Origin of the sequence: Pseudomonas sp. 2725 (assembly GCF_050434585.1) — a bacterium.
GTDB classification, from domain to species: domain Bacteria; phylum Pseudomonadota; class Gammaproteobacteria; order Pseudomonadales; family Pseudomonadaceae; genus Aquipseudomonas; species Aquipseudomonas jessenii.
This window is the reverse complement of record NZ_JBNDIV010000001.1, coordinates 481,183-503,261: the sequence shown is the minus strand read 5'-3', so window position 1 is coordinate 503,261 and position 22,079 is coordinate 481,183. Positions and strand designations below refer to the sequence as shown.

General features: G+C 59.1%; 21 protein-coding genes, 4 tRNA genes and 1 riboswitch. Of the genes, 7 read left to right on the top strand and 18 right to left on the bottom strand.

Going from position 1 to position 22,079, the window contains the following annotated elements:
* Window positions 1-168: 168 nt before the first annotated feature.
* Window positions 169-861 carry a sensor histidine kinase gene (locus ABIE16_RS02350; RefSeq protein WP_057713624.1) on the bottom strand — a complete coding sequence of 231 codons (693 nt, stop codon included), beginning with the start codon at window positions 859-861 and terminating at the stop codon, window positions 169-171.
* Window positions 858-2,462: a response regulator gene (locus ABIE16_RS02345; RefSeq protein ID WP_429520489.1), complete on the bottom strand. Its 1,605-nt coding sequence runs from the start codon at window positions 2,460-2,462 to the stop codon at window positions 858-860. The genes ABIE16_RS02350 and ABIE16_RS02345 overlap by 4 nt, the downstream gene beginning before the upstream one ends.
* A 612-nt stretch (window positions 2,463-3,074) precedes the next feature.
* Here ABIE16_RS02345 and ABIE16_RS02340 point away from each other — a divergent pair.
* Window positions 3,075-3,341, top strand: a complete 267-nt coding sequence (locus ABIE16_RS02340; protein ID WP_429520488.1) for a hypothetical protein — start codon at window positions 3,075-3,077, stop codon at window positions 3,339-3,341.
* Window positions 3,338-4,051, top strand: a complete 714-nt coding sequence (locus ABIE16_RS02335; protein WP_057713621.1) for a response regulator transcription factor — start codon at window positions 3,338-3,340, stop codon at window positions 4,049-4,051. The genes ABIE16_RS02340 and ABIE16_RS02335 overlap by 4 nt, the downstream gene beginning before the upstream one ends.
* A 321-nt stretch (window positions 4,052-4,372) precedes the next feature.
* Here ABIE16_RS02335 and ABIE16_RS02330 read toward each other — a convergent pair.
* Window positions 4,373-4,449, bottom strand: a tRNA-Arg gene (locus ABIE16_RS02330).
* 289 nt (window positions 4,450-4,738) lie between these two features.
* On the opposite strand from ABIE16_RS02330, the gene ABIE16_RS02325 reads away from it, so the two are divergent.
* Both ABIE16_RS02325 and ABIE16_RS02320 read left to right on the top strand, forming a co-directional pair.
* Window positions 4,739-4,972, top strand: coding sequence for a hypothetical protein (locus ABIE16_RS02325; protein WP_057713620.1), 234 nt, complete (start codon window positions 4,739-4,741; stop codon window positions 4,970-4,972).
* Between the two features lie 23 nt (window positions 4,973-4,995).
* On the top strand, window positions 4,996-5,175 hold the full coding sequence (locus ABIE16_RS02320; RefSeq protein ID WP_057713619.1) for a PA3371 family protein: 180 nt from the start codon (window positions 4,996-4,998) through the stop codon (window positions 5,173-5,175).
* 97 nt (window positions 5,176-5,272) lie between these two features.
* On the opposite strand, the gene ABIE16_RS02315 is transcribed toward ABIE16_RS02320, so the two are convergent.
* Window positions 5,273-5,479, bottom strand: coding sequence for a hypothetical protein (locus ABIE16_RS02315; protein ID WP_079246716.1), 207 nt, complete (start codon window positions 5,477-5,479; stop codon window positions 5,273-5,275).
* A 110-nt stretch (window positions 5,480-5,589) separates the two neighbouring features.
* Between ABIE16_RS02315 and ABIE16_RS02310 the strand changes: the two genes are divergently transcribed.
* Entirely contained in the window at window positions 5,590-5,916 is a 327-nt protein-coding gene (locus ABIE16_RS02310) for an Arc family DNA-binding protein (RefSeq protein WP_008066583.1), read from the top strand.
* A 101-nt stretch (window positions 5,917-6,017) separates the two neighbouring features.
* On the opposite strand, the gene mgtE is transcribed toward ABIE16_RS02310, so the two are convergent.
* Complete coding sequence (gene mgtE / locus ABIE16_RS02305) at window positions 6,018-7,460, bottom strand: magnesium transporter (RefSeq protein ID WP_007971042.1); 1,443 nt, start codon at window positions 7,458-7,460, stop codon at window positions 6,018-6,020.
* Window positions 7,461-7,781: 321 nt separating this feature from the next.
* Between mgtE and ABIE16_RS02300 the strand changes: the two genes are divergently transcribed.
* Entirely contained in the window at window positions 7,782-8,300 is a 519-nt protein-coding gene (locus ABIE16_RS02300) for a cell envelope protein SmpA (protein ID WP_090457327.1), read from the top strand.
* A 19-nt stretch (window positions 8,301-8,319) separates the two neighbouring features.
* Here the strand turns inward: ABIE16_RS02300 and ABIE16_RS02295 are convergent.
* The 7 genes from ABIE16_RS02295 to ltaE form a co-directional block, all read right to left on the bottom strand.
* A tRNA-Arg gene (locus ABIE16_RS02295) sits at window positions 8,320-8,396 on the bottom strand.
* 72 nt (window positions 8,397-8,468) lie between these two features.
* A tRNA-Arg gene (locus ABIE16_RS02290) sits at window positions 8,469-8,545 on the bottom strand.
* A gap of 107 nt (window positions 8,546-8,652) precedes the next feature.
* Window positions 8,653-8,743, bottom strand: a tRNA-Ser gene (locus tag ABIE16_RS02285).
* Window positions 8,744-8,805: 62 nt separating this feature from the next.
* Window positions 8,806-8,994 (bottom strand): carbon storage regulator CsrA, encoded by a 189-nt coding sequence (gene csrA / locus ABIE16_RS02280; RefSeq protein WP_002554426.1) that lies wholly within the window; start codon window positions 8,992-8,994, stop codon window positions 8,806-8,808.
* A gap of 188 nt (window positions 8,995-9,182) precedes the next feature.
* Window positions 9,183-10,424: an aspartate kinase gene (locus ABIE16_RS02275; RefSeq protein ID WP_007971040.1), complete on the bottom strand. Its 1,242-nt coding sequence runs from the start codon at window positions 10,422-10,424 to the stop codon at window positions 9,183-9,185.
* A 91-nt stretch (window positions 10,425-10,515) separates the two neighbouring features.
* On the bottom strand, window positions 10,516-13,137 hold the full coding sequence (alaS, locus tag ABIE16_RS02270) for an alanine--tRNA ligase (protein ID WP_349735133.1): 2,622 nt from the start codon (window positions 13,135-13,137) through the stop codon (window positions 10,516-10,518).
* 146 nt (window positions 13,138-13,283) lie between these two features.
* On the bottom strand, window positions 13,284-14,288 hold the full coding sequence (gene ltaE, locus ABIE16_RS02265) for a low-specificity L-threonine aldolase (protein ID WP_429520487.1): 1,005 nt from the start codon (window positions 14,286-14,288) through the stop codon (window positions 13,284-13,286).
* Window positions 14,289-14,484: 196 nt separating this feature from the next.
* Window positions 14,485-14,655, top strand: a riboswitch (FMN riboswitch).
* Between the two features lie 103 nt (window positions 14,656-14,758).
* Between ltaE and ABIE16_RS02260 the strand changes: the two genes are divergently transcribed.
* Window positions 14,759-15,268 carry a 6,7-dimethyl-8-ribityllumazine synthase gene (locus tag ABIE16_RS02260; protein WP_057713615.1) on the top strand — a complete coding sequence of 170 codons (510 nt, stop codon included), beginning with the start codon at window positions 14,759-14,761 and terminating at the stop codon, window positions 15,266-15,268.
* 130 nt (window positions 15,269-15,398) lie between these two features.
* Here ABIE16_RS02260 and astE read toward each other — a convergent pair whose 3' ends face one another.
* The 6 genes from astE to aruF form a co-directional block, all read right to left on the bottom strand.
* On the bottom strand, window positions 15,399-16,409 hold the full coding sequence (astE, locus tag ABIE16_RS02255) for a succinylglutamate desuccinylase (protein WP_429520486.1): 1,011 nt from the start codon (window positions 16,407-16,409) through the stop codon (window positions 15,399-15,401).
* Window positions 16,410-16,421: 12 nt separating this feature from the next.
* The gene (locus tag ABIE16_RS02250; protein ID WP_090457332.1) at window positions 16,422-16,712 is read right to left on the bottom strand and encodes a topoisomerase II; all 291 of its coding nucleotides are present in this window, start codon (window positions 16,710-16,712) and stop codon (window positions 16,422-16,424) included.
* Between the two features lie 61 nt (window positions 16,713-16,773).
* Window positions 16,774-18,120, bottom strand: a complete 1,347-nt coding sequence (astB, locus tag ABIE16_RS02245; RefSeq protein ID WP_057713613.1) for an N-succinylarginine dihydrolase — start codon at window positions 18,118-18,120, stop codon at window positions 16,774-16,776.
* 162 nt (window positions 18,121-18,282) lie between these two features.
* Window positions 18,283-19,752 carry a succinylglutamate-semialdehyde dehydrogenase gene (gene astD / locus ABIE16_RS02240; protein WP_167362902.1) on the bottom strand — a complete coding sequence of 490 codons (1,470 nt, stop codon included), beginning with the start codon at window positions 19,750-19,752 and terminating at the stop codon, window positions 18,283-18,285.
* On the bottom strand, window positions 19,749-20,774 hold the full coding sequence (astA, locus tag ABIE16_RS02235; RefSeq protein WP_429520485.1) for an arginine N-succinyltransferase: 1,026 nt from the start codon (window positions 20,772-20,774) through the stop codon (window positions 19,749-19,751). The genes astD and astA overlap by 4 nt, the downstream gene beginning before the upstream one ends.
* 79 nt (window positions 20,775-20,853) lie before the next feature.
* Window positions 20,854-21,873, bottom strand: a complete 1,020-nt coding sequence (gene aruF / locus ABIE16_RS02230; protein WP_046042322.1) for an arginine/ornithine succinyltransferase subunit alpha — start codon at window positions 21,871-21,873, stop codon at window positions 20,854-20,856.
* Between the last annotated feature and the right edge of the window lie 206 nt (window positions 21,874-22,079).

Below are 22,079 nucleotides of genomic sequence, written 5' to 3'. Positions count from 1 at the left end.
CGTGACACATTCAACTTGATCAATGCCCGTCAATCGCTGCGCGAGTGAACTCAGGCCAACGGTCGTCATGACGCTATCCTTGTTATTGTGCGGGCCGCGAACGGCGACCGTACAAAATAGGCTCCACGTGTTCGGAATTTCAAGCAGCGTCGAAAAAAATGCTGTCTGTCAGGGCAGGTAAAGGCGGAACACCCCTCCGCCCAACGGCCCGCCATTGCTGATTTCGGTACGTCCACCCACGCCGTTGCGCTGATGCAGCGCGGCAATTCGCCCGGCAAAGTACAGGCCCAGCCCGGTGCTACCGGTGCTTTGATTGATACCCTGCACGTAATCTACCTGACGTTCGATCATCTGCGCCGGATACCCCTCGCCATCGTCATTGATGGTCAACACCAGTTGCCCGGCTTCGTCGCTGACGCTGATCAAAACGGCATGCCGTGCAAAGCGAATGGCGTTGTTGATGCAGTTGGCCAATACCGACGCGATCAACTCACGGTCGAAGAAACCCAGCGGGCTCAGCGGGTCCACTTCATAGGTGGCCATGATCCCGCGGCTGGCGAACACCTCCTGATGACAGGCCAGCTGCGCTTCGATGAAGTCGTCCAGTTCATGGTAGGCCGGTTGCAGTGGCATCTGGTTGACGCCGAGCTTGTACAGCCCCAGCAACTGCACCAGCATGCCGTTGAGGTGGGCGAATTCGAAGTCGATCACGCCCTGCTCCGGCGCCTGCCGCGCCGACTCCGGCAATCGCCCCAGCCACTGGCTGTGGGCCTGCATCAGCATGGCCAGCGAGTTCTTCATGTCGTGCACGGTCGAGGCGATCACCGTGGAGAAATCCAGTGCCGGTTCGTTGTCGTTCATTGGCCAAACGCCTTGCTTTTCAGCTTCTGGTAACGCGGATAGCGCGCGTCGGTGTCGGGCATCAGGCCGACCATTTTCAGGCAAACCTGGCACTCCTCCAGCTCTGCCGAGGGAACGCTGGTATCGGTGCCATGCAACAACGACTGCGCCATGTTCAGGGCGATACTGATGTTCTTCGGTTGCAACGCCAGGGCCCTGCGGAATACCTGCCGGGCCTCCACCAGGTTGCCGGTCTTGTACACGCGCACGCCCTGACGGTTGAGTTCCGCGGCGGCGTTGCCGGAATTGAGGATGCTCGGGTCGTCGGTCTGCTTGGCGATGTCCTTCATGACCACCGGATCGTCGCCGTAGATTTCCACACAGTTTTTCAGCATCGCGGTACCGGCCTCTGTCTGCCCGAGCAGTTTCAGTTGCTTGGCCACCAGCAACGCCGCTTCGGCGCTCATGAATTGCTCCATGCCGTCCAGACGCAGCAAGGCTTGCTCGGTAAGCTTGTCGGCCGTCTCGGCGTCGTTGAGCAACAGGCTGGTGGCCTTCATCAGGCGCGCGCGGATTTGCAGGCCCGGATCGGAAGGGTTTTCCTTGGCCACGGCACTCAATGTGGTGTTGATTTCCAGACGGGTCCGCGTGTCCAGGCCCCGTTCGCTGCCCTTGCTGATCAATGCATGGGCCAGGCCGAGGTTGCTCTCGGCATCCTTGAACCGAGACTGGGCGCCCTGGCTCACGGCCTGGCGATAGGCCTTGGCCGCCGTGTCGAAGTCCTCGTTGGTCATCGCCAGCTTACCGAGCAACGCCTGGCGACGCACCGCCAGCGGCGACAGGCGAATCGCCTCTTCCAGGACGCGCTGCGCCCCCTTGGTGTCCCCTTCGGCGACCAATACATCCGCCATGCCGTCATACAGCGACGGCATCATCGGGAAGACTTTCAGGGCTCTCTCATAAATGCCCTTGGCCTGCCCGACCTGACCGCGCTTGAACAGCAACTTGCCCAACCCGGCAAACGCCCATGGCAACGGACGGTCGGCGATGATGCCGTCATAGAGGCGCTCCAGCGCTTCGTTCTGATTCAGGTCGCGCAGGGCATCGGCGCGATAGCGAAGACACAACGGCGAGTAACGAATATCTTGTTTGCACAGGGCGATACAGGCGTTGAGCACCTCCATCGGCTTGCCCCGGTCGAGGGCCTGCAGGATCGGCTTGAGCAGAGTCTTGCGCTGCTCCAGGCGCTCCAGGCGCTGAGCCAGGCTGGAACGGTTGAACGGCTTGGTCAGGTAGGCATCGGGCTCATGCTCCAACGCACTGAGCACCATGGCCTGGCTGGTTTCGGCGGTGACCATGACGAACACCGCCTCATGGCTGATCAGCTTTTCTTCCATCAGGTCTTCGAGCACCTGCTGGCCGTTCTTCTTGCCGTCACCCAGGTGAAAGTCCTGCAGGATGAAGTCGTAGGCCTTCTGCGAGCACATTTTCAGCGCCTGCTCACCGGTATCGGCAGTGTCCACTTCCTTGACGCCCAATTCGCGCAACATCGACCTGACCGAACTGCGGAAGTCCGAGAAATCATCGACGATCAGAAAACGCTTTTGGTGATACGACAGCATCGAAGATTTCCAGGCAATTTAAGAAGAAGAACCCAAAGGCAAATACACGGACGGACTCAGCTTCGCAGCCCCTGTTTTGGCGCGCAGATGATAACGGGTGGCACTAGGCTATCAAACACCTTCTCATAGACAGTGCGCCCCATGCCGACCGGAAGAGACGAACAAGTCCCTGACTGCCCGTGTTATCGGCCAGCCATGGCATTCCCTTGAGAACCTTCCCCCAACGCCCGTTCTGAATAGGTGTAGGCCTTACTGAAAACGAGACCTCGCGCACAAAAAAGTGCTGATACATGAACACCAGCGATACATGAACACCCGCAAATGCCGGTGGCTGACCAGCAGGCATCGCCGATAAATTGACTAAGCTGACATTAGCACTCCTAAGTGAACACCACTCGTCGATTAATTGACGAAGGCAATCAGGATCAGACCTTGGCAATTGGCCACCCATGGCGAGCCTAATACCTTGATTTTCGAGGCTTACTCCCTTCCTTGAGTACATCGCTCAGGCCTGTGCGCACCGGGCTTGTATCGAGGACTGACGGATGGACAGGTTGGCAGCGCTCCGGGCTGACCTAGAATCAGTTGAGAGGCGGGAGGGAGCACATCATCATGCGTAAACCACTGATAATTATTTGTATTGAACTTCTCTCCCGGGCTTTGCCTGCCTTCTGGAAAAGTTCGCCCCACGTGCCAGTGCTGTTGATGGAAACGGCCCCGGGGTCGGTGGTTGCCAATGCCTGGGCGGGCATCATCACGGCCTCCCTGCGTTCGAATCCATCCTTCAATCGCTGCGCCCCGGTGAGCAAGTTGCTGACCCGGGAAGGCCAGCGGGTGGAGGCCATCATTGGTTTTTCAAGGAGGTCAGGAAGATCATGACTGACCAAAAAGAGCCAATTGGCGTGATGTTGATCGATTGTCGCCCCCTCGTACTCAAGGGCCTTCACGACTTGATCAATGCCAGAATGCCCTGCATGGAAGTGACAGGACAGGCCACCACCTATACCCAGGCGCTGGATCTTGCCGATCAGCTGCGGCCCGATGTCATTTTTTTCAGTTTCTTTCCGGATGCGCTGAACCCTCTGGATGTCGTCGCGGGACTCACCCGTAGCGCCGAAATGAAAGTGCTGCTGCTCAAGGGCCTGTACGAAGTTGTCCCCGCTGCCCAGGCGATAGAGGCTGGCGCTCGCGGCATCGTGCTGGCGGAAGACCCGACGGAATCGATCATCCAGGCCATCCTCAAGGTCCACCATAGCGACATCGCAATGGATAGAGCCTGGGCTGGCGGCCTTTCCGGCTATGCCGCGTCCAGACATACACCCATGAAATGCAATCTGGAGCGGGCGAAACAGGCGCGGTTGACGCTGCGCGAGAGAGAACTGATTCGCGCCATCGTGGGCGAACCGTCCGCCAAATATGTGAGCATCGCCGGGCGCCTGGGGATCAGCGAGCACACCGTGCACAACCACCTCAGCAACATCTATCAAAAGCTGGATCTCATCAACCGCATCGACTTGTTGATGTATGCGCTCAAACACGGGCTCACCAACGAAGCACCAACCGAGTCCGCCTGGGTAGAACTGGATTGAATTTCAAGTCGATGCAAGACGGCCTCCCCCCACTTTTTTAAGGGTTAGGCCGTCACCGTTTCGCCGTCCTTTTCGGTGTCCAGGGACAGGGCTCTCGCAATACTGATGTCGTTTCCGGTAAATCCTGCCGCACTAACCTGTACCTACTCCCCCGCGCACTCCCAGACGGGATGGGAGATTCAGACTACGTGGGAGAGGAGACGGAAAGGCGCGAAGGTAGAGTTGAAGTCTTCGATGAATCCAAGGCGCCTGAACTTGCAGAACTTTATCTACAAGTCGTGAAAAGGAAGCGTTGAAACAGGCGGGGGGAGCTGAAAAATATGGTGTCCCAGGGCAGGTTCGAACTGCCAACCTTCCCCTTAGGAGGGGGATGCTCTATCCAATTGAGCTACTGAGACACAGGTTGACCGCGACGATACGCGGTGCGATGGACGGCGTGCATGTTAACGGCCGGGCTGGCTTTTGTCATGTCGTCCGTAGGCTTTTTAAGTGTAGGCAGACGCCTCGGCCGGGCGCGGACTTGTTTACCATGCAAATTGCATCACTGCAAAAAGCCATCATTGCAAATGCAATATGGCGCTTTACCAAAAATAACTTAATTCATTGTTTTTAAAGAATTTAATTGTCGATAGACTCTGGCATGCGAGCTGCTTCTGCTGTTCTCACAGAACAACCGAGGTACGCCCCATGAAGAGCGCCCTTTCACTCTTGTCTGCAATCGCACTGGTGGTTTTAGCAGGCGTTCATTTTGTTCCCCAGAGCAGCGCTACGCAGGTTGCCCAACGTATGCCGCATTACCTTCAGTTGCAGAAGGCACCGCAGCTGGCAGTGACGAGCGACCGGCACAGCCTTGTCAGTCAGGAGATCGACCAGGAAAACATCCTGATGCCGGCTCCGTCTGCCGAACGTTTGGTATTTTGAATGACCTTTACCAGGAGCACAGCATGTCCAGATCAGCCGCGAGTTTCTTCACCCTCGCCTTGTTGAGCGGCATTTTCCATCTGTCATTGACCCAGGACATGGTCGTCACTCTCCCCCTGATCGCCTGTGGCGTATTCAGCACGCTGTTCGTGCTCGCATTGATCGCCGGGCGCAAGATCAAGTTCGATCCGGTACTGCGTTGATCCTGACATGGCAGACCCGCTGCAAGGGCCTGCCACCCATCTTGAATTCACTCCCCCTATACGACTTCCCCTAGTAAATCGGCAATTTGCCACTATCCTATAAAAGACAAGGAACAGGGTCCGAGTTCACTTTTTCCTGCCCACCGGCAACCTTTCGTCGGGTGGAGAAAGCGATAAGCGATGCGGCCTGGTCGAACTTTTCAAACCAGTCCGCGTTTCTGATAATTGGTGCTGGCAGAACGCCTTTATTCGGTTCAATATTTGTCACATAATTGGCGCCAAGGATCTGGCTGCTTTGAGGCATGATGCGCGCCTCTATCAATTCAGGTTGAACATTTGGTCAGAGCACTTGTCCTACCAGACATCCTGCGGCCAATCCCGAAAACCGCTCCCCTGAACTAACCGGTTAAATATATGCGCCCATTGAAACAGGCAATTTATTCCAGCCGTACGGCTGACAAGTTCGTCGTACGTCTGCCAGACGGAATGCGTGAACGCATTGCCGAGGTGGCTCGCAATCATCATCGCAGCATGAACTCCGAAATCATTGCGCGCCTTGAGCAGAGTCTTATTCAGGAAGGCGCACTGGGAGAAGAGTTGAGCATGCGCCTGGACAGCCCGGAGCTTTCCTTGCACGAACGGGAGTTGCTGCAGCGCTTCCGCCAGCTCTCCCATCGACAGCAGAACGCCCTTGTTTCGCTGATCGCCCATGACGCTGAAATGACCGCCGACGCTTCCTGATTCTGCCAGTAAGCCCAAGCCAGCCTGATCGCTGGCTTTTTTTTGCCTGAAATCCGGGCACAAAAAAACCCGCCAAAGACGGGTTTTCGATGAACAAGGCTTCAGAGCAGGAAGATTGTCGCCAGCCCCAGGAAGATGAAGAAGCCGCCGCTGTCGGTCATGGCCGTGATCATCACGCTGGCCCCCATCGCCGGGTCGCGCCCCATCTTCGCCAGGGTCATCGGGATCAAAACCCCCATCAACGCCGCCAGTAGCAAGTTAAGCGTCATCGCGGCGGTCATCACCACGCCCAAAGACCAACTGCCATAGAGCAGGTAGGCAACCACACCGATCACCCCGCCCCAGATCACGCCGTTGATCAGCGCTACCGCCAATTCCTTGCGCATCAGGCGCGAGGTATTGCCGGTGCTCACCTGGTCCAGCGCCATGGCCCGAACAATCATGGTGATGGTCTGGTTACCCGAGTTACCACCGATCCCCGCCACGATCGGCATCAACGCCGCAAGCGCCACGAGCTTCTCGATCGAACCCTCAAACAAACCGATGACCCGAGAAGCCACGAACGCGGTAATCAGGTTGATCGCCAGCCAGGCCCAACGGTTACGCAGGGATTTCCAGACCGATGCAAAAATGTCTTCTTCTTCACGCAGACCCGCCATGTTGAGAACTTCGCTTTCGCTCTCTTCACGGATCAGGTCGACCATTTCATCGATGGTCAGACGGCCGATCAGCTTGCCGTTCTTGTCGACCACGGGTGCGGAGATCAAGTCATAACGCTCGAATGCCTGGGCGGCATCGTAGGCGTCTTCGTCCGGGTGGAAACTCACCGGATCGCTGGCCATCACCTCGGAAACCTGTTTGTCCGGATCGTTGACCAGCAAACGCTTGATCGGCAACACGCCCTTGAGCACGCCGTCGTAATCGACCACGAACAGCTTGTCGGTGTGGCCCGGCAACTCCTTGAGACGGCGCAGGTAACGCAAGACCACTTCAAGGCTGACATCCTCGCGGATGGTCACCATCTCGAAGTCCATCAACGCACCGACCTGCTCCTCGTCATAGGACAAAGCCGAACGCACGCGCTCGCGTTGTTGCTGGTCGAGGGTCTCCATGAGCTCATGGACGACGTCTCGCGGCAGCTCGGAGGCCAGGTCAGCGAGTTCGTCGGCATCCATGTCCTTGGCGGCTGCCAGGAGCTCGTGATCGTCCATGTCGGCGATCAGTGATTCACGGACCGAATCGGATACTTCAAGAAGGATGTCGCCGTCGCGATCGGCCTTGACCAGTTGCCAGAGCGTCAGACGATCGTCCAGCGGCAAGGCTTCAAGGATGTAGGCGACGTCGGCGGAGTGCAGGTCATCGAGCTTGCGTTGCAACTCGACGAGGTTCTGCCGGTGGACCAGGTTCTCGACCCGGTCATGATGCGGGCCTTCCTGGCGGTGAGTCAGGTCTTCTACAACTCGCTGGCGCTGCAGCAACTCAACCACCTGAGCCAGGCGATCCTGCAAGCTTTCCTGCGTTTTCTTTACTTCAACTTCGGACATAGGCGAACTCCACTCCCAGCAGCGGGGCACGCCGGAAGGATCAATCAGTCAATTCATGATTGGTGAAACGGGGTACTGAGTAACTACTGGGTAAGTCCATGGAGGTATTCCACAAGCCCCGGCGGGGCTGACGGGCGCAATGATACACCGCCTGACGGTTTTAAACGTTAAAAAATCTCGGCTGAAACAAGCGCTTGCACAACAAACCTGAGCATCGGCCTGATCCATGAAAATGCGACGACGTATTCCGAAAAGAAAACACACACACCTTCGAAAATTGTAGCCGCTACCCTTGAAAAGGAACGTCACGGAGGACGCCTGATGCCATCAGTTGCTCAATTCTTTTTGGTTTTCACCCTGCTCAGCCCCCTGCCCTTGGCGGTCGCCACCACCGTTCAGCGCTGTGAGGCTGCCAATGGGCGCATTACCTTCACCACACTGGGTTGTGCCGCGGGAGAGAATGTTTCACTTCAGGACGCCCGTGCCTTTACACCTGGCAGCACGATGGCGCTAATGCCGCCAGCCGAGCCCCGCGAAACATCAGGTATGAAAATTCCAAGCAGAGAGCCGACCGTGGTCGGTCAGGCGCAGGACAAGTGTGGAAACCTGATCAATGCCAGGGAGCGCCGGGAGGCGATCATCAATCAGCGAGTGATCGCCGGCATGAGCCAGCAAGACGTCGAAAGCGCCCTCGGCAAGCCAGACAGGATCAGTATTCGAAATTCAGCCACGAGCTACCGCTACGACACCCTGCGAGGTCGTAGTGCACAGGTGGAGTTCGACGAGAGGGGATGCACGAAAGGAAAAGCCAAATCCCGGACGGCAAAAAGCCCGCATTAAATGCGGGCTTTCTGTTGTATGGTGCACTCGACAGGATTCGAACCTGTGACCGCTCGGTTCGTAGCCGAGTACTCTATCCAGCTGAGCTACGAGTGCAATTTGTGTTTTTATACCAGATCACAACTGGTTGAAACCAAGTTACTTACATTGCTGTAACTAACTCTTAAATGGTGCACTCGACAGGATTCGAACCTGTGACCGCTCGGTTCGTAGCCGAGTACTCTATCCAGCTGAGCTACGAGTGCATTTGTTGCCGCGCATTATAGGCCGTCTAATCTCTATGTCAAGCACTTTTTCTAGTAATTTCAACAACTTACCGAAAAAGCCAGATTACAACGTACTACGCAAATAATGGCGGAGAACGGGGGATTCGAACCCCCGACACCCTTTTGAGGTGTACTCCCTTAGCAGGGGAGCGCCTTCGGCCACTCGGCCAGCTCTCCGCAACACGGGGCGTATATTAACCAGCTTCTTCCCCGTTTGCAAACATAAAAAACGATAAAAATTAATGGCTTGGTTCTTCGTCCTTCTCTTTCTTGATACGCAGGTAAATTTCTTCCCGGTGAACAGCTACCTCTTTGGGGGCATTAACACCGATGCGCACTTGATTTCCTTTGACGCCGAGCACGGTCACGGTGATTTCGCCATCACCGATAATCAGGCTTTCTGCACACCGACGAGTCAGAATCAGCATACCTTTCTCCTCACGCATTACATTTCAGGGACAACAGTCTGCAAAAAAAAGGCACTCGACCCACAACCGGAGCGGTCGCAGCCCTACATGCCTGAGTATTGACTAGCGCGAGCAAAAGAACAGTCTCGGGGGTCACGCCATTCAAAAAAACAAAAGGCGCGGTCAGACCGCGCCTTTTGGCAAACGCATCACTCGCCCTGGCGGGCCGGTGCGTCCAGTTCGAAAGCCGTGTGCAGAGCGCGCACAGCCAGTTCCAGATACTTCTCTTCGATCACTACGGAGACTTTGATTTCCGAAGTCGAGATCATCTGGATGTTGATGCTTTCCTTGGCCAGGGATTCGAACATGCGGCTGGCCACGCCTGCGTGAGAGCGCATGCCAACGCCGACGATCGACACCTTGGCGATCTTGGTGTCGCCCACGACTTCACGGGCACCCAGCTCGCCAGCGGTTTTTTCCAGCACGGCTTGCGCCGCCTGGTAGTCGTTGCGGTGCACGGTGAAGGTGAAGTCGGTGGTGTTATCGTGCGCGACGTTCTGCACGATCATGTCGACTTCGATGTTCGCGGCACTGATCGGGCCGAGAATCTTGAAGGCAACGCCCGGGATGTCTGGCACGCCACGGATGGTCAGCTTGGCTTCATCGCGGTTGAAAGCGATACCGGAAATGATCGGCTGTTCCATGGTTTCCTCTTCATCAATAGTAATGAGGGTGCCCGGACCCTCCTTGAAGCTGTGCAGTACGCGCAGCGGAACGTTGTACTTGCCGGCGAACTCGACCGCGCGGATCTGCAACACCTTGGAACCGAGGCTGGCCATTTCCAGCATCTCTTCGAAGGTGATCTTGTCCAGGCGCTGAGCCACGGACACCACACGCGGGTCGGTGGTGTAGACGCCGTCGACGTCGGTGTAGATCTGGCATTCGTCAGCCTTCAGGGCTGCCGCCAGCGCCACGCCGGTGGTGTCGGAACCGCCACGACCGAGGGTGGTGATGTTGCCGTGCTCGTCGACGCCCTGGAAACCGGCGACAACCACCACACGACCTGCCTTCAGGTCACCGCGAATCTTCTGGTCATCAATCTGCAAGATACGCGCTTTATTGTGCGCGCTATCCGTCAGAATCCGCACCTGATTGCCGGTGTACGACACCGCCGGCACGCCGCGCTTGATCAGCGCCATGGCCAACAGGGCAATCGTCACCTGCTCACCGGTGGAAACGATCACGTCCAGCTCGCGCGGAACCGGTTGGCCGTCGCCACTGATTTGCTTGGCCAGATCGATCAGACGGTTGGTTTCGCCGCTCATTGCAGACAGCACAACCACCAGGTCATCGCCGGCATCGCGGAATTTCTTAACCTTGTCGGCGACCTGCTCGATTCTCTCGACGGTGCCGACCGAGGTGCCTCCAAATTTCTGTACGATCAAAGCCATTTCAAAGCCGCCTCTGCCCATGAAGGGCGCCCAAATAATCACTCAAACAGCGTTGCGGCCCACCACTAGACTGCGGGCCGCAAGTACTGCCTTATAGACCCTGCTCTACAAACGGAACGGTCAGGGCCAGTGCCGCATCCAGTGCGCCAGCGTCGGTACCGCCGCCTTGCGCCATGTCTGGACGACCACCACCCTTCCCGCCCACTGCCGCAGCGGCTTGCTTCATCAAATCACCGGCTTTGAGTTGGCCAGTCAGGTCTTTGGTTACGCCTGCAACCAGAACGACCTTTTCCTCATGGACACTGCCGAGCAGGATCACTGCGCGGCCGAGTTTGTTTTTCAGTTGATCGACCAGCGCCAGCAGCGCCTTGCCATCCTGACCGTCCAGACGCACGGCCAGCACTTTCACATCCTTGACGTCCAGCGCCTGGGCCGACAGATCGTCGCCCGCGGCACTGGCAGCCTTGGCTTGCAACTGCTCGAGTTGCTTCTCCAGCAGACGGTTGCGCTCCAGCACAGCCGACAGCTTGTCGATCAGGTTATCGCGGCTGCCCTTGACCAGGCTGGCCGCTTCCTTGAGTTGTTCTTCCGCCGCGTTCAAGTAAGCCAGCGCTTGCGCACCGGTGACTGCCTCGATACGACGCACGCCCGATGCCACACCGCCTTCGCTGATGATTTTCAGCAGGCCGATGTCGCCGGTACGGTTCGCGTGGATACCGCCGCACAGTTCGACGGAGAAATCGCCCATGCTCAGTACGCGTACGTTGTCGCCGTATTTTTCGCCGAACAGCGCCATGGCGCCTTTCTGCTTGGCGGTTTCGATATCGGTTTCTTCGGTTTCAACTTCGGAGTTCTTGCGAATCTCGGCGTTGACGATGTCTTCCAGCGCTTTCAGTTGTTCAGGCTTGATGGCTTCGAAGTGGCTGAAGTCGAAGCGCAGGCGCTGACTGTCGACCAGCGAGCCTTTCTGCTGAACGTGATCGCCCAGCACCTGACGCAATGCTGCGTGCAGCAAGTGAGTCGCGGAATGGTTCAGCGAAGTGGCGTGACGCACGTCGGCATCCACCTGCGCCTGAACTGGCGAGCCAACAATCAGGCTGCCCGAATCCAGCACACCGTGGTGCAGGAACGCACCGCCGGTCTTGGTGGTGTCGCGCACGTCGAAACGCGCAGCGCCAGCCTGGAGGAAGCCGCAATCACCAATCTGACCACCGGATTCGGCATAGAACGGCGTCTGATCGAGAACGACCACGCCCTCTTCGCCTTCGCTCAACACGTCGACCGATTGCCCGTCCTTATAGAGAGCAACGATCTTGGCGGAACCGCTGTGAGCGGTGTAACCGGTGAATTCGGTGTCCACATCAACCTTGACCAGGCTGTTGTAGTCCATGCCGAAGGAACTGGCGGAACGGGCACGAACGCGCTGGGCTTCCATCTCACGCTCGAAACCTTCTTCGTCGATGGTCAGGCTGCGCTCGCGAGCGATGTCGCCGGTCAGGTCCATCGGGAAACCGTAGGTATCGTAGAGTTTGAACACCACGTCGCCCGGCACCACGTCGCCCTTGAGCTCGGCCAGATCCTGCTCGAGGATCTTCAGGCCCTGTTCCAGGGTCTTGGCGAATTGCTCTTCTTCGGCCTTCAACACGCGCTCGATGTGCGCCTGCTGGGATTTCAGTTCCGGGAAGGCTTCGCCCATCTCGGCGACCAAGGCCGCGACGATCTGATAGAAGAAGCTGCCCTTGGCGCCCAGCTTGTTACCGTGACGGCAGGCGCGACGGATGATCCGGCGCAGCACGTAGCCACGACCTTCGTTGGACGGCAGCACGCCGTCGGCGATCAGGAAGCCGCAGGAACGGATGTGGTCAGCCACGACTTTCAGGGAAGCCTGGGCGTCGTTGGTGCAGCCGATGGCCTTGGCCGAAGCGCTCAGCAGGCTCTGGAACAAGTCGATTTCATAGTTCGAGTGAACGTGCTGCAGCACGGCACTGATCCGCTCCAGGCCCATGCCGGTGTCGACCGACGGCGCTGGCAGCGGGTGCAACACGCCATCGGCGGTGCGGTTGAACTGCATGAACACGTTGTTCCAGATTTCGATGTAACGGTCGCCGTCTTCTTCCGGCGAGCCCGGTGGGCCACCCCAGATGTCGGCGCCGTGATCGTAGAAAATCTCGGTGCAAGGACCGCACGGGCCGGTATCGCCCATGGTCCAGAAGTTGTCGGAGGCGTACGGCGCGCCCTTGTTGTCGCCGATGCGCACCATGCGCTCGGCCGGAACCCCGATTTCCTTGGTCCAGATGTCGTACGCCTCGTCATCGCTGGCGTAGACGGTGACCCAGAGCTTTTCCTTCGGCAGGTTCAACCACTTGTCGGAAGTCAGGAAGTTCCAGGCGTAGCTGATGGCATCACGCTTGAAATAATCACCGAAGCTGAAGTTACCCAGCATTTCGAAGAAGGTGTGGTGACGAGCGGTATAACCGACGTTTTCCAGGTCGTTGTGCTTGCCGCCGGCGCGCACGCATTTCTGGCTGCTGACAGCGCGGGTGTACGCGCGCTTTTCCTGGCCCAGGAAGCAGTCCTTGAACTGGTTCATCCCCGCGTTGGTGAACAGCAGGGTTGGGTCGTTGCCCGGAATCAAAGAGCTGGAGGCTACACGGGTGTGGCCTTGCTCTTCGAAGAAGCGAAGGAAGGCTTCACGGATTTCTGCGCTTTTCATTAGGTTCTTCCACGGAGGCTGCGGCCAAAGGCCTGTTCGAAACGTCAACAGACGAAGCGACGGCAAAGGGCCGCATTATATCGGCCCTGCGCGCGGGGTACAGCGTGTTTATACGATAGAAACGGTCAATTGGAGTGCTAACGCTATCACTTGCGCGAAAAGTCGACGAATGTCGCGACGACCTGCTCGATTTGCGCACGGCTGACGTCCATGTGCGTAACCATGCGCAGACGCGCGGCGGCACTGAGTTTGATCCCGCGGTTGGCGGCAAAGGCCTTGATGGCCTCGGCCTGGTCGCCCATCTGCACGTAAACCATGTTGGTCTGCACCGGTTCGACCTCGAACCCCGCCCCGCGCAGGCCTTCGGCGAGTAACTGCGCGTTGGCATGGTCATCGGCCAGGCGCTCTACGTTGTTATCCAGCGCATACAGGCCTGCCGCCGCGAGAACCCCGGCCTGACGCATGCCGCCACCGACCATCTTGCGCAGGCGCCGGGCCTTGCCGATCAGCTCGGCCGAACCGCACAGCACCGAACCGACCGGTGCGCCCAGGCCTTTGGACAGGCACACCGAGACGGAATCGAAATACTGGGTGATTTCCCGGGCATCCACACCCAGTTTCACTGCTGCGTTGTACAAACGTGCGCCGTCCAGGTGCAACTGCAAGCCATGCTCGCGGGTAAAACTGCGCGCCCGTGCCAGGTATTCCAGTGGCAGGACCTTGCCTTGCATGGTGTTTTCCAGCGCCAGCAAACGGGTGCGGGCAAAATGGAAGTCGTCCGGCTTGATCGCAGCAGCGACCTGCGCCAGGTCCAGCGAACCATCGGCCTGCACTTCCAGCGGTTGCGGCTGGATCGAGCCAAGCACCGCCGCGCCACCCCCTTCGTACTTATAAGTGTGGGCCTGCTGGCCGACGATGTACTCGTCACCGCGCTCGCAATGGGCCATCAACCCCAGCAGGTTGCTCATGGTGCCGGTCGGCACGAACAGTGCTGCGGCGAAACCCAGGCGCCTGGCCAATTCGGCTTCCAGGTGATTGACCGTCGGATCTTCGCCATATACGTCATCGCCGGTGGCGGCCTTGGTCATTGCCTCAAGCATGCCGGCGCAAGGTTGGGTGACGGTGTCGCTGCGAAGATCGATAACACTCATGAATCTGGCCTCGGTAAGCAGGGGAAATCCCTTTCAGGAAAGAATTACTGCGGGCATGGCGACGATTAATCAACCCTTGCGTAGGAAAAGGCCGATTAAACCAACGGAAAAGTCGATGACAATCATCCAAAAGGGGTCATGCGCATACCGCAAATATGTGATAAAAACGCTGCGCCGCCAAACATTTGGGCGGCAAAAACGTTCTCAGGGCGGGGTGCAACTCCCCACCGGCGGTAATTGCGCGCAATGCGCATAGCCCGCGAGCGCTTGGTGACAGCACGGCTTCGGCGGTGCCTGACAGCAAGGTCAGCAGACCCGGTGTGATCCCGGGGCCGACGGTCATAGTCCGGATGAAGAGAGAACGGGATTGACAACAAAGGGCCGTCCGCCGGCATTCGTGCGAGCGTGCGTACCCTCAAATCCCCTTCGATTCATAACGCCCTGTTTTTCACACAAACAGGAGTCAGAACATGCAACCCACCGCAATCGACAGCAAAAGCAAACACCATCAGGGCGAGCGCGTAGCGTTCATCCAGGCCTGCTGGCACAAGGACATTGTCGATCAGAGCCGTAAAGGCTTCGTCGCCGAAATGATTACCCAGGGTTATCAGGAATCCGACATCGATTTCTTCGAAGTCGGCGGCGCCTTTGAAATGCCCCTGCACGCCAAGTTGCTGGCCAAGACGGGGCGTTATGCCGGCATCGTCGCCGCAGCCCTGGTGGTGGACGGCGGGATCTACCGTCACGAGTTCGTCGCCCAGTCGGTGGTCAGCGGCCTGATGCAGGTTCAACTGGAAACCGAAGTGCCAGTGTTCTCGGTGTCCCTGACCCCGCACCACTTCCATGCCGGCGAAGAACACCAGAAGTTCTTCTTCGAGCATTTCCTGCATAAAGGCCAGGAAGCGGCGAAGACGTGTGCGGATACGCTGTTGAAAATCCGTTCGCTGCGCCGCACTGAACCGCGCGCGGTAGCTGTCTAAAAGCCGAAAACCTTGTAGGAGCGAGCTTGCTCGCGATAGTCGTCAACGATAACGCGGGAAGCCTGGCACCCCGCGGCGTTTTCAGATTCATCGCGAGCAAGCTCGCTCCTACAGAGGTTAAATGCCGTAATCAGGCGAGGTTTTCGTCGGTGGTCGGCACGACCAGGATGCCGGCACGCAATCCATTCTTCACCCTGGGGTTCGGGAAGATGATCCGGGCGCCCTCTTCCTCGATGATCCAGCGGGTGTTGGCGATATCTTCCGCCAGCAGGTAACCCACTTCCAGCTCCGAAAAGTTCTCGATGTCCGCCGGCAGGTTCAGGCGGAAGCTGTCGCTGTGCTTGATGATTTCTCGCGCCACGCTGTACAGCTGCAAACCGTCCAGCGCGTCCTCAGTCAGTTCTGGTTCGGTGCCCTCGATGATCTGCTTGAGACGCCTCTCCAGCAGCGAGACATTGACACCGTCGTTCTGACCGAACGGCCGCGCCTTGCCCAACTCCAGGGTAAAGGCCTCGGCACCCAGCTTGTCGTAGGTATAGGAGCTGAACACGATGGACGGCTTGTTCTGCAGCAACACCGCTTCCATGCCGGCAGCACGCAGGCGCGCCAGTTCCTGACGCGAATGCTGGCGGTCTTCCTTCCACGGGTACAAGGCGAACCGCTCGATTTTCGAGCCACGAATCGCCGTGTGCAGGTCGTAGTGCAGGCGCTGGCGATCCGGCAGGCTGAAGAAGCTGGCAGCCAAACGCTCCAGCTCACAGGCGCGCAGGGCTTCGCAACCGCTGCTTTGTTCGTGACGGCCATTGAACAGCCGATTGACGTCCTGCTCGACGAAACGCTCGCCCTTGCGAATCGCTTCCGGGTTGCCGAACAGGAACAGAATACGTGCACGCGGCTTCAAGTCGCCACGGGCAATGTCGTGCAACAGGCGATCGAGCAATTCGATCGGCGCTGTTTCGTTGCCATGAATCCCCGCCGACAGCAGCAGGTCCAGGCCGTTGTCACGGGCTTCAGGTGGCCGGACTTCCAGCGCACCTTCGCTCAACCAGCGCATGCGCACGCCTTCGACAGTCAGTTGAGTCTTCTCCGCCGGTTCGCGGCCGGCGAGGGTCAGTTCAAGCAGTTTGCCGAGGGCGAGCATAGAGCGGTTTCCTTAGTGATCGTGGTTGCAGTCCGGGCCGTGGACGTGTTCCTCGTCGTCACCGAGGTCAGCCGGTTCCATTTCCAGTTGCAGACTTACCAGATTAGTCGCCAATGGGCGCAACAGCAGGTTGGCGTACTCGGCGTCGCCTTCTTCGACGTCCACGCCGATCAGCAACTGGCCACGGCCGTCCTGCTGGATCCACAGCTCTTTACCTTGCCACAGGACCGCGACGCGGGTGCAGGACGTTTCCAGTTGCGTGCCGTCGGTGTCTTCAAGGATCAGCTGCAGGGTATCGCTCATGTCTTTACGCTCTCGTTTGAGATGAATCAGCGCGCTGCCGTAGAAAGCGGCGCGCCGTCGATCAATTGATCTGGAATGGATAAACCGCGCCCAGTTTAAGGATTTGCGTCAGTTCATCCAGTGCCGTCCGGCACTCAAGCAGCAATTGCGGGTCCGCCAGATCGTTTTCGGTCATGCGGTCGCGGTAGTGCTTCTCGACCCATTCGGTCAGTGTGCCGTACAACGGTGCCGTCATGATAACCCCTGGGTTGACGGCCGCCAGTTCGGTTTCGTTGAGCGCGACACGCAGTCGAAGGCAAGCAGGGCCACCGCCGTTCTGCATGCTCTGCTTGAGATCGAAGACTTTCACTTCGCGGATCAGGCCGCCGGAGCTGGTCAAACCCTGCAAGTACTGCCAGACACGCTCGTTGCCACGGCATTCTTCCGGCACGATCAACAGCATGGAGCCGTCAGGACGCGACAGCAGTTGGCTGTTGAACAGGTAGGAACGAACCGCGTCTTCCACGCTGACGGCGGAACGTGGCACACACACAGACTGAAATTTCCCACCGACTTTGGCGAGTTTGCTCTGCAATTCAGCGAGCATCTTCTCGGTCTCGAGGAACGCGTCCTCGTGATAGAACAGCACTTCACCATTACCCACGGCGATCACGTCGTTGTGGAACACGCCCTGATCGATCACCGACGGGTTCTGCTGGGCGTAGACCACGCCGTCATCGCTCAAGCCGTGCAAACGGGCAACGGCCTGGGACGCTTCGAGGGTCTGGCGCGCCGGGTATTTCTGCGGTGCCGGGTAGCGGGTGTCGAACGCACTGCGGCCGAACACGAAGAACTCGACACCGGCCTCGCCGTATTCACGGCAGAAACGCGTGTGGTTGGCCGCGCCTTCGTCACCGAATTGCGCCACGGCTGGCAAGGCGGCGTGGTGGGCGAAGTGTTTCTGGTCAGCGAACATCGCTCCCAGCACGCGGCTGGTGGTCGGGTGTTCGATGCTGCGGTGGTATTTGCAGTTGAGGTTGGCGGCGGTGAAATGCACGCGGCCATCAGCGGTGTCGGCGCTCGGGCTGACGGTCGCCGCGTTGGCCACCCACATGCTCGACGCCGAGCAACTGGCCACCAGCAGCGGCATCGCCTCTTTGGCAGCGCGCTCGATCACTTGAGCGTCGGTGCCGCCAAAGCCCAGGCGACGCAGTGCAGCCACATCCGGGCGCTCTTGCGGTGCCAGTACGCCTTGCTGGAAACCCATTTCCATCAGCGCTTTCATCTTTGCCAGGCCTTGCAGCGCCGCTTCCTTGGGGTTGGAAGACTGCTGGCTGTTGCTCTGGGACGCGACGTTGCCGTAAGACAGGCCGCCGTAGTTATGGGTCGGCCCCACTAGACCGTCAAAATTGACTTCATAGGATTTCATCAGCGAGGCTCCACGAGAATCTGTTGTTATAGGCTTCAGTAACTGTTCTTTTAGACCGCGTCGCGGCCATCGCGAGCAAGCTCGCTCCCACAGTGATTGCGTCGTACACAAGATATGTGAACGCCACCGAACCTGTGGGAGCGGGCTTGCCCGCGATGGGCATCACGCCATCTTCACGCCAGGTGTCAGGGCAGCAGGCATGGTCAGGCTCGGCGTTTCCAGCGAGGCCACCGGGTACGCGCAGTAATCCGCCGCGTAGTAAGCGCTGGCGCGGTGGTTGCCCGAGGCCCCTACGCCGCCGAATGGCGCGCTGCTCGCGGCACCGGTCAGTTGCTTGTTCCAGTTGACGATACCGGCGCGGCTTTCCAGCCAGAACTGCTGGTAGCGTGCTTCGGAGTCCGACAGCAGGCCGGCGGCCAGACCGTAGGCGGTGTCGTTGGCTTCAGCGATCGCCGCTTCAAAATCAGCGTAGCGGATCACCTGCAGCAACGGGCCGAACAGCTCTTCGTCAGGACGATCGGCAACGGCGCTCACGTCCAGGATGCCCGGGGTCAGCAAGGCCGATTGAGCCTGAGGCTGAGTCATTTCCAGCAGCGCCACGGCGCCGTTGGCCAGCAGATGCTCTTGCGCATCCATCAACGCTTTCGCAGCGCCAAGGGAAACCACCGAGCCCATGAACGGCGCCGGTTGCTGATCGAAGGCTCCGACTGAGAGGGTCGAGCTGACCGCCACCAGGCGCGCCAGCAACGAGTCGCCCCAGGCACCTTGCGGCACCAGCAAGCGACGGGCACAGGTGCAACGCTGGCCGGCGGAAATGAACGCCGACTGAATGATGGTGTACACCGCGGCATCGAGGTCGGCGACCTGATCGACCACCAGCGGGTTGTTACCGCCCATTTCCAGCGCCAGGATCTTGTCCGGACGACCGGCGAATTGCTGGTGCAGGTGATTGCCGGTGCGGCTGGAACCGGTGAAGAACAGCCCGTCGATGCCCGGGTTCGCCGCCAGGGCGATGCCGGTTTCGCGAGCGCCTTGCAGCAGGTTCAATACGCCGGCCGGCAGGCCAGCCTCGATCCAGCACTTGACCGTCAGTTCAGCGACTTTCGGTGTCAGTTCGCTTGGCTTGAACAGCACGCTGTTACCGGCCAACAGTGCCGGCACGATATGGCCGTTCGGCAGGTGACCCGGGAAGTTGTACGGGCCAAATACCGCCACCACACCGTGGGGTTTGTGGCGCAGCACAGCGGTGGCATCGCCCAGCGGCCCGCTCTTCTCGCCGGTACGTTCGCGGTAGCTCTGCACCGAGATGGCAATCTTGTTGACCATGCTGGTGACTTCGGTCGCCGCTTCCCACAGGGGTTTGCCGGTTTCTTCGCCGATGGTATGAGCCAATTCGTCAGCGTGATTCTTCAGCGCGGCGGCAAAGGCCTCCAGCACCGAGATACGCTCTTCCAGGGTGCGCCGCGCCCAGTCCGGGAACGCCTGACGCGCCGCTTGCACAGCCGACTCGACCTGACCGGCGGTGGCTCCGACGCCGGACCACAGCACCTGCTGGGTCACCGGGTTCAGCGACTCGAAGGCTTCGCCCCCACCTGCCAGCCATTCACCTGCGATGTAAAGCGACTTCATTATTTCGACTCCCGAGCTGCGGACAACGCCACGGCGCGCACTTGATCGCCCGCGTTGAGTTGAAGACGTTTGGCGGTCAGCGGGTCGACCACCAGGGTGCCGGCGGCCAGACGTGCAGGCGCAGCAGTGATCCGGCAGTCCTCGCGCTTGCGGTTGTGAATGATGAATGGCGTGGCATCGTCACCCGGTGTGCCGACGGCCAGCACCAGCGCCTGGCTGTCGCGCACGGCGCGGATCTTGCCGGTTTCGCACTCGATTGCCGGGCCTGCGTCGAAGATATCGACGTAGCCCTGGTAGCTGAAACCTTCGCTCTTGAGCATGGCCAGCGCCGGCTCGGTGTCCGGATGAACCTGACCGATCACGTTGCGCGCATCCGGCGACAGGAAGCAGGTGTACAGCGGGAACTTCGGCATCAGCTCGGCGATGAACGCCTTGTTGCCCACGCCGGTCAGGTAGTCAGCCTGACTGAATTCCATCTTGAAGAAGTGCCGGCCCAGGCTTTCCCAGAACGGCGAACGCCCGGCCTCGTCGGAAACACCGCGCATTTCGGCAATGATCTTGTTGCCGAACAATTGCGGGAATTCGGCGATGAACAGCATCCGCGCCTTGGACAGCATGCGACCGTTGAGGCCACTGCGGAAATCGGCGTGCAGGAACAGCGAGCACAGCTCGGAGTTGCCGGTCAGGTCGTTGGCCAGGAACAGCGTCGGGATTTCACGATAGATATTCAGCTCTTGCGAGGCGCTGACCGTCAGACCGACCCGGAAGTTGTACCAGGGCTCACGCAGGCCAACGGCGCCGGCAATGGCGGAAATACCCACCACGCGCCCGTCGTCATCTTCGAGCACGAACAGGTAGTCCGCGTCGCCCCGCCCGGCGTCGCCGCGAAAGGTCTTCTCGGCCCAGCCGACCCGATGGGCCAGCCGCTCTTCGTTGGCCGGCAAGGTGGTCAGGCCGGTGCCGGTGCTGCGGGCCAGGTCGATCAGAGCGGGTAAATCGCTGCTGCGTACGGGACGAACGATCATGCTATCTCCTCAAACGGGCCGCTTGCGCCACCCGTGAAACTTCGCTGCTTTCTAAACGAGCAATCAGGCCAGGTCGCTGTTAAACCGCGACCAGGCGCACGCTGGCACCCTCGCCGACACCCAGGGCTTCGGCCGCCTCCAGGTCCAGGGTCACCGGTTTGCCCGGCGCGTAATCAAGCTCGAGCATGACCGCGCGGTAATCCTGCAACTGGGCATTGGCAACCAGGTACTGGCGACCGACGCCTTTGACCGGCTCACCGATCTTCACCGGCACCACACGGCTCTGGGCGATCGAACGGATCCCCGAGACACGGGCATGCAGGGTCGGGCCACCGTCGAAGATGTCGATGTAGTGATCGGTCTCGAAACCTTCGCGCATCAGAATGTCGAAGGTGATCTGCGCGCGCGGGTGCACCTGGCCCATGGCTTCTTGAGCGGAGTCCGGCAGCAGTGGCACGTAGATCGGGTAATGCGGCATCAGTTCGGCAAGGAACGTACGGCTTTTCAGCCCGCACAGACGCTCGGCTTCGGCGTAGTTGAGGTCGAAGAAGTTGCGGCCGATGGCATCCCAGAACGGCGAGTCGCCGTTTTCATCGCTGTAACCGACGATTTCGGTCACCACGGAATCGGCAAAACGCTCCGGATGGCTGGCCACGAACAGCAAACGGCCACGGGAGTTGAGCTCCGACCAAGGCGACCCCACCAACTCGCGCTGCACATAGAAGCTGGTCAGCAAGCTGTTGCCGGTCAGGTCGTGGCACTGGGAGAGCACGTGGATCTTGTTGTGAATCTTCAGCTCGCGGGAAGCGTGCACGAAGGTTTCGTTGCGAAAGCTGTAGAACGGCTCGGAGTAACCGGCCGACGCCACGATGGCCGAGCAACCGACCAGCTTGCCGGTAGCGGAGTCTTCGAGGACGAAGAAATAGCTTTCCTCACCGTTGAAACTCACTTCGGCGGCGAACGAGGCTTCGCTTGCCGCGATCTTGTCGCTCAGGCGCTCAACGTCATCCGGCAAGGAAGTGACACCAATCGGACTGTCCGCAGCCAGACGCTGTACCTCGCCCAGATCAGCCATTTGCGCGGGGCGCATCACCAGCATGGTGTCACTCCTTTCTAAAACTCTTTTGAGGGAAATAAGCCGGGGCCGCCTTGGAACTCCTGTGGGAGCGAGCTTGCTCGCGATGGAGTGTCAGTCGACACCAATGTGGCTGATCCACCATCGCGAGCAAGCTCGCTCCTACAGTAAAGCGGGCCCGGCATAAAAATTGGGTTCGACGCCTGAAAGATCAGGCGTCGAAGGGTCTA

Bases quoted from the DNA above. Each gene is read 5' to 3' on its own strand.
- ABIE16_RS02350 (WP_057713624.1), bottom strand. From the start codon at position 861: ATGAACGACAACGAACCGGCACTGGATTTCTCCACGGTGATCGCCTCG.
- ABIE16_RS02345 (WP_429520489.1), bottom strand. From the start codon at position 2,462: ATGCTGTCGTATCACCAAAAGCGTTTTCTGATCGTCGATGATTTCTCG.
- ABIE16_RS02340 (WP_429520488.1), top strand. From the start codon at position 3,075: ATGCGTAAACCACTGATAATTATTTGTATTGAACTTCTCTCCCGGGCT.
- ABIE16_RS02335 (WP_057713621.1), top strand. From the start codon at position 3,338: ATGACTGACCAAAAAGAGCCAATTGGCGTGATGTTGATCGATTGTCGC.
- ABIE16_RS02325 (WP_057713620.1), top strand. From the start codon at position 4,739: ATGAAGAGCGCCCTTTCACTCTTGTCTGCAATCGCACTGGTGGTTTTA.
- ABIE16_RS02320 (WP_057713619.1), top strand. From the start codon at position 4,996: ATGTCCAGATCAGCCGCGAGTTTCTTCACCCTCGCCTTGTTGAGCGGC.
- ABIE16_RS02315 (WP_079246716.1), bottom strand. From the start codon at position 5,479: ATGCCTCAAAGCAGCCAGATCCTTGGCGCCAATTATGTGACAAATATT.
- ABIE16_RS02310 (WP_008066583.1), top strand. From the start codon at position 5,590: ATGCGCCCATTGAAACAGGCAATTTATTCCAGCCGTACGGCTGACAAG.
- mgtE (WP_007971042.1), bottom strand. From the start codon at position 7,460: ATGTCCGAAGTTGAAGTAAAGAAAACGCAGGAAAGCTTGCAGGATCGC.
- ABIE16_RS02300 (WP_090457327.1), top strand. From the start codon at position 7,782: ATGCCATCAGTTGCTCAATTCTTTTTGGTTTTCACCCTGCTCAGCCCC.
- csrA (WP_002554426.1), bottom strand. From the start codon at position 8,994: ATGCTGATTCTGACTCGTCGGTGTGCAGAAAGCCTGATTATCGGTGAT.
- ABIE16_RS02275 (WP_007971040.1), bottom strand. From the start codon at position 10,424: ATGGCTTTGATCGTACAGAAATTTGGAGGCACCTCGGTCGGCACCGTC.
- alaS (WP_349735133.1), bottom strand. From the start codon at position 13,137: ATGAAAAGCGCAGAAATCCGTGAAGCCTTCCTTCGCTTCTTCGAAGAG.
- ltaE (WP_429520487.1), bottom strand. From the start codon at position 14,288: ATGAGTGTTATCGATCTTCGCAGCGACACCGTCACCCAACCTTGCGCC.
- ABIE16_RS02260 (WP_057713615.1), top strand. From the start codon at position 14,759: ATGCAACCCACCGCAATCGACAGCAAAAGCAAACACCATCAGGGCGAG.
- astE (WP_429520486.1), bottom strand. From the start codon at position 16,409: ATGCTCGCCCTCGGCAAACTGCTTGAACTGACCCTCGCCGGCCGCGAA.
- ABIE16_RS02250 (WP_090457332.1), bottom strand. From the start codon at position 16,712: ATGAGCGATACCCTGCAGCTGATCCTTGAAGACACCGACGGCACGCAA.
- astB (WP_057713613.1), bottom strand. From the start codon at position 18,120: ATGAAATCCTATGAAGTCAATTTTGACGGTCTAGTGGGGCCGACCCAT.
- astA (WP_429520485.1), bottom strand. From the start codon at position 20,774: ATGATCGTTCGTCCCGTACGCAGCAGCGATTTACCCGCTCTGATCGAC.
- aruF (WP_046042322.1), bottom strand. From the start codon at position 21,873: ATGCTGGTGATGCGCCCCGCGCAAATGGCTGATCTGGGCGAGGTACAG.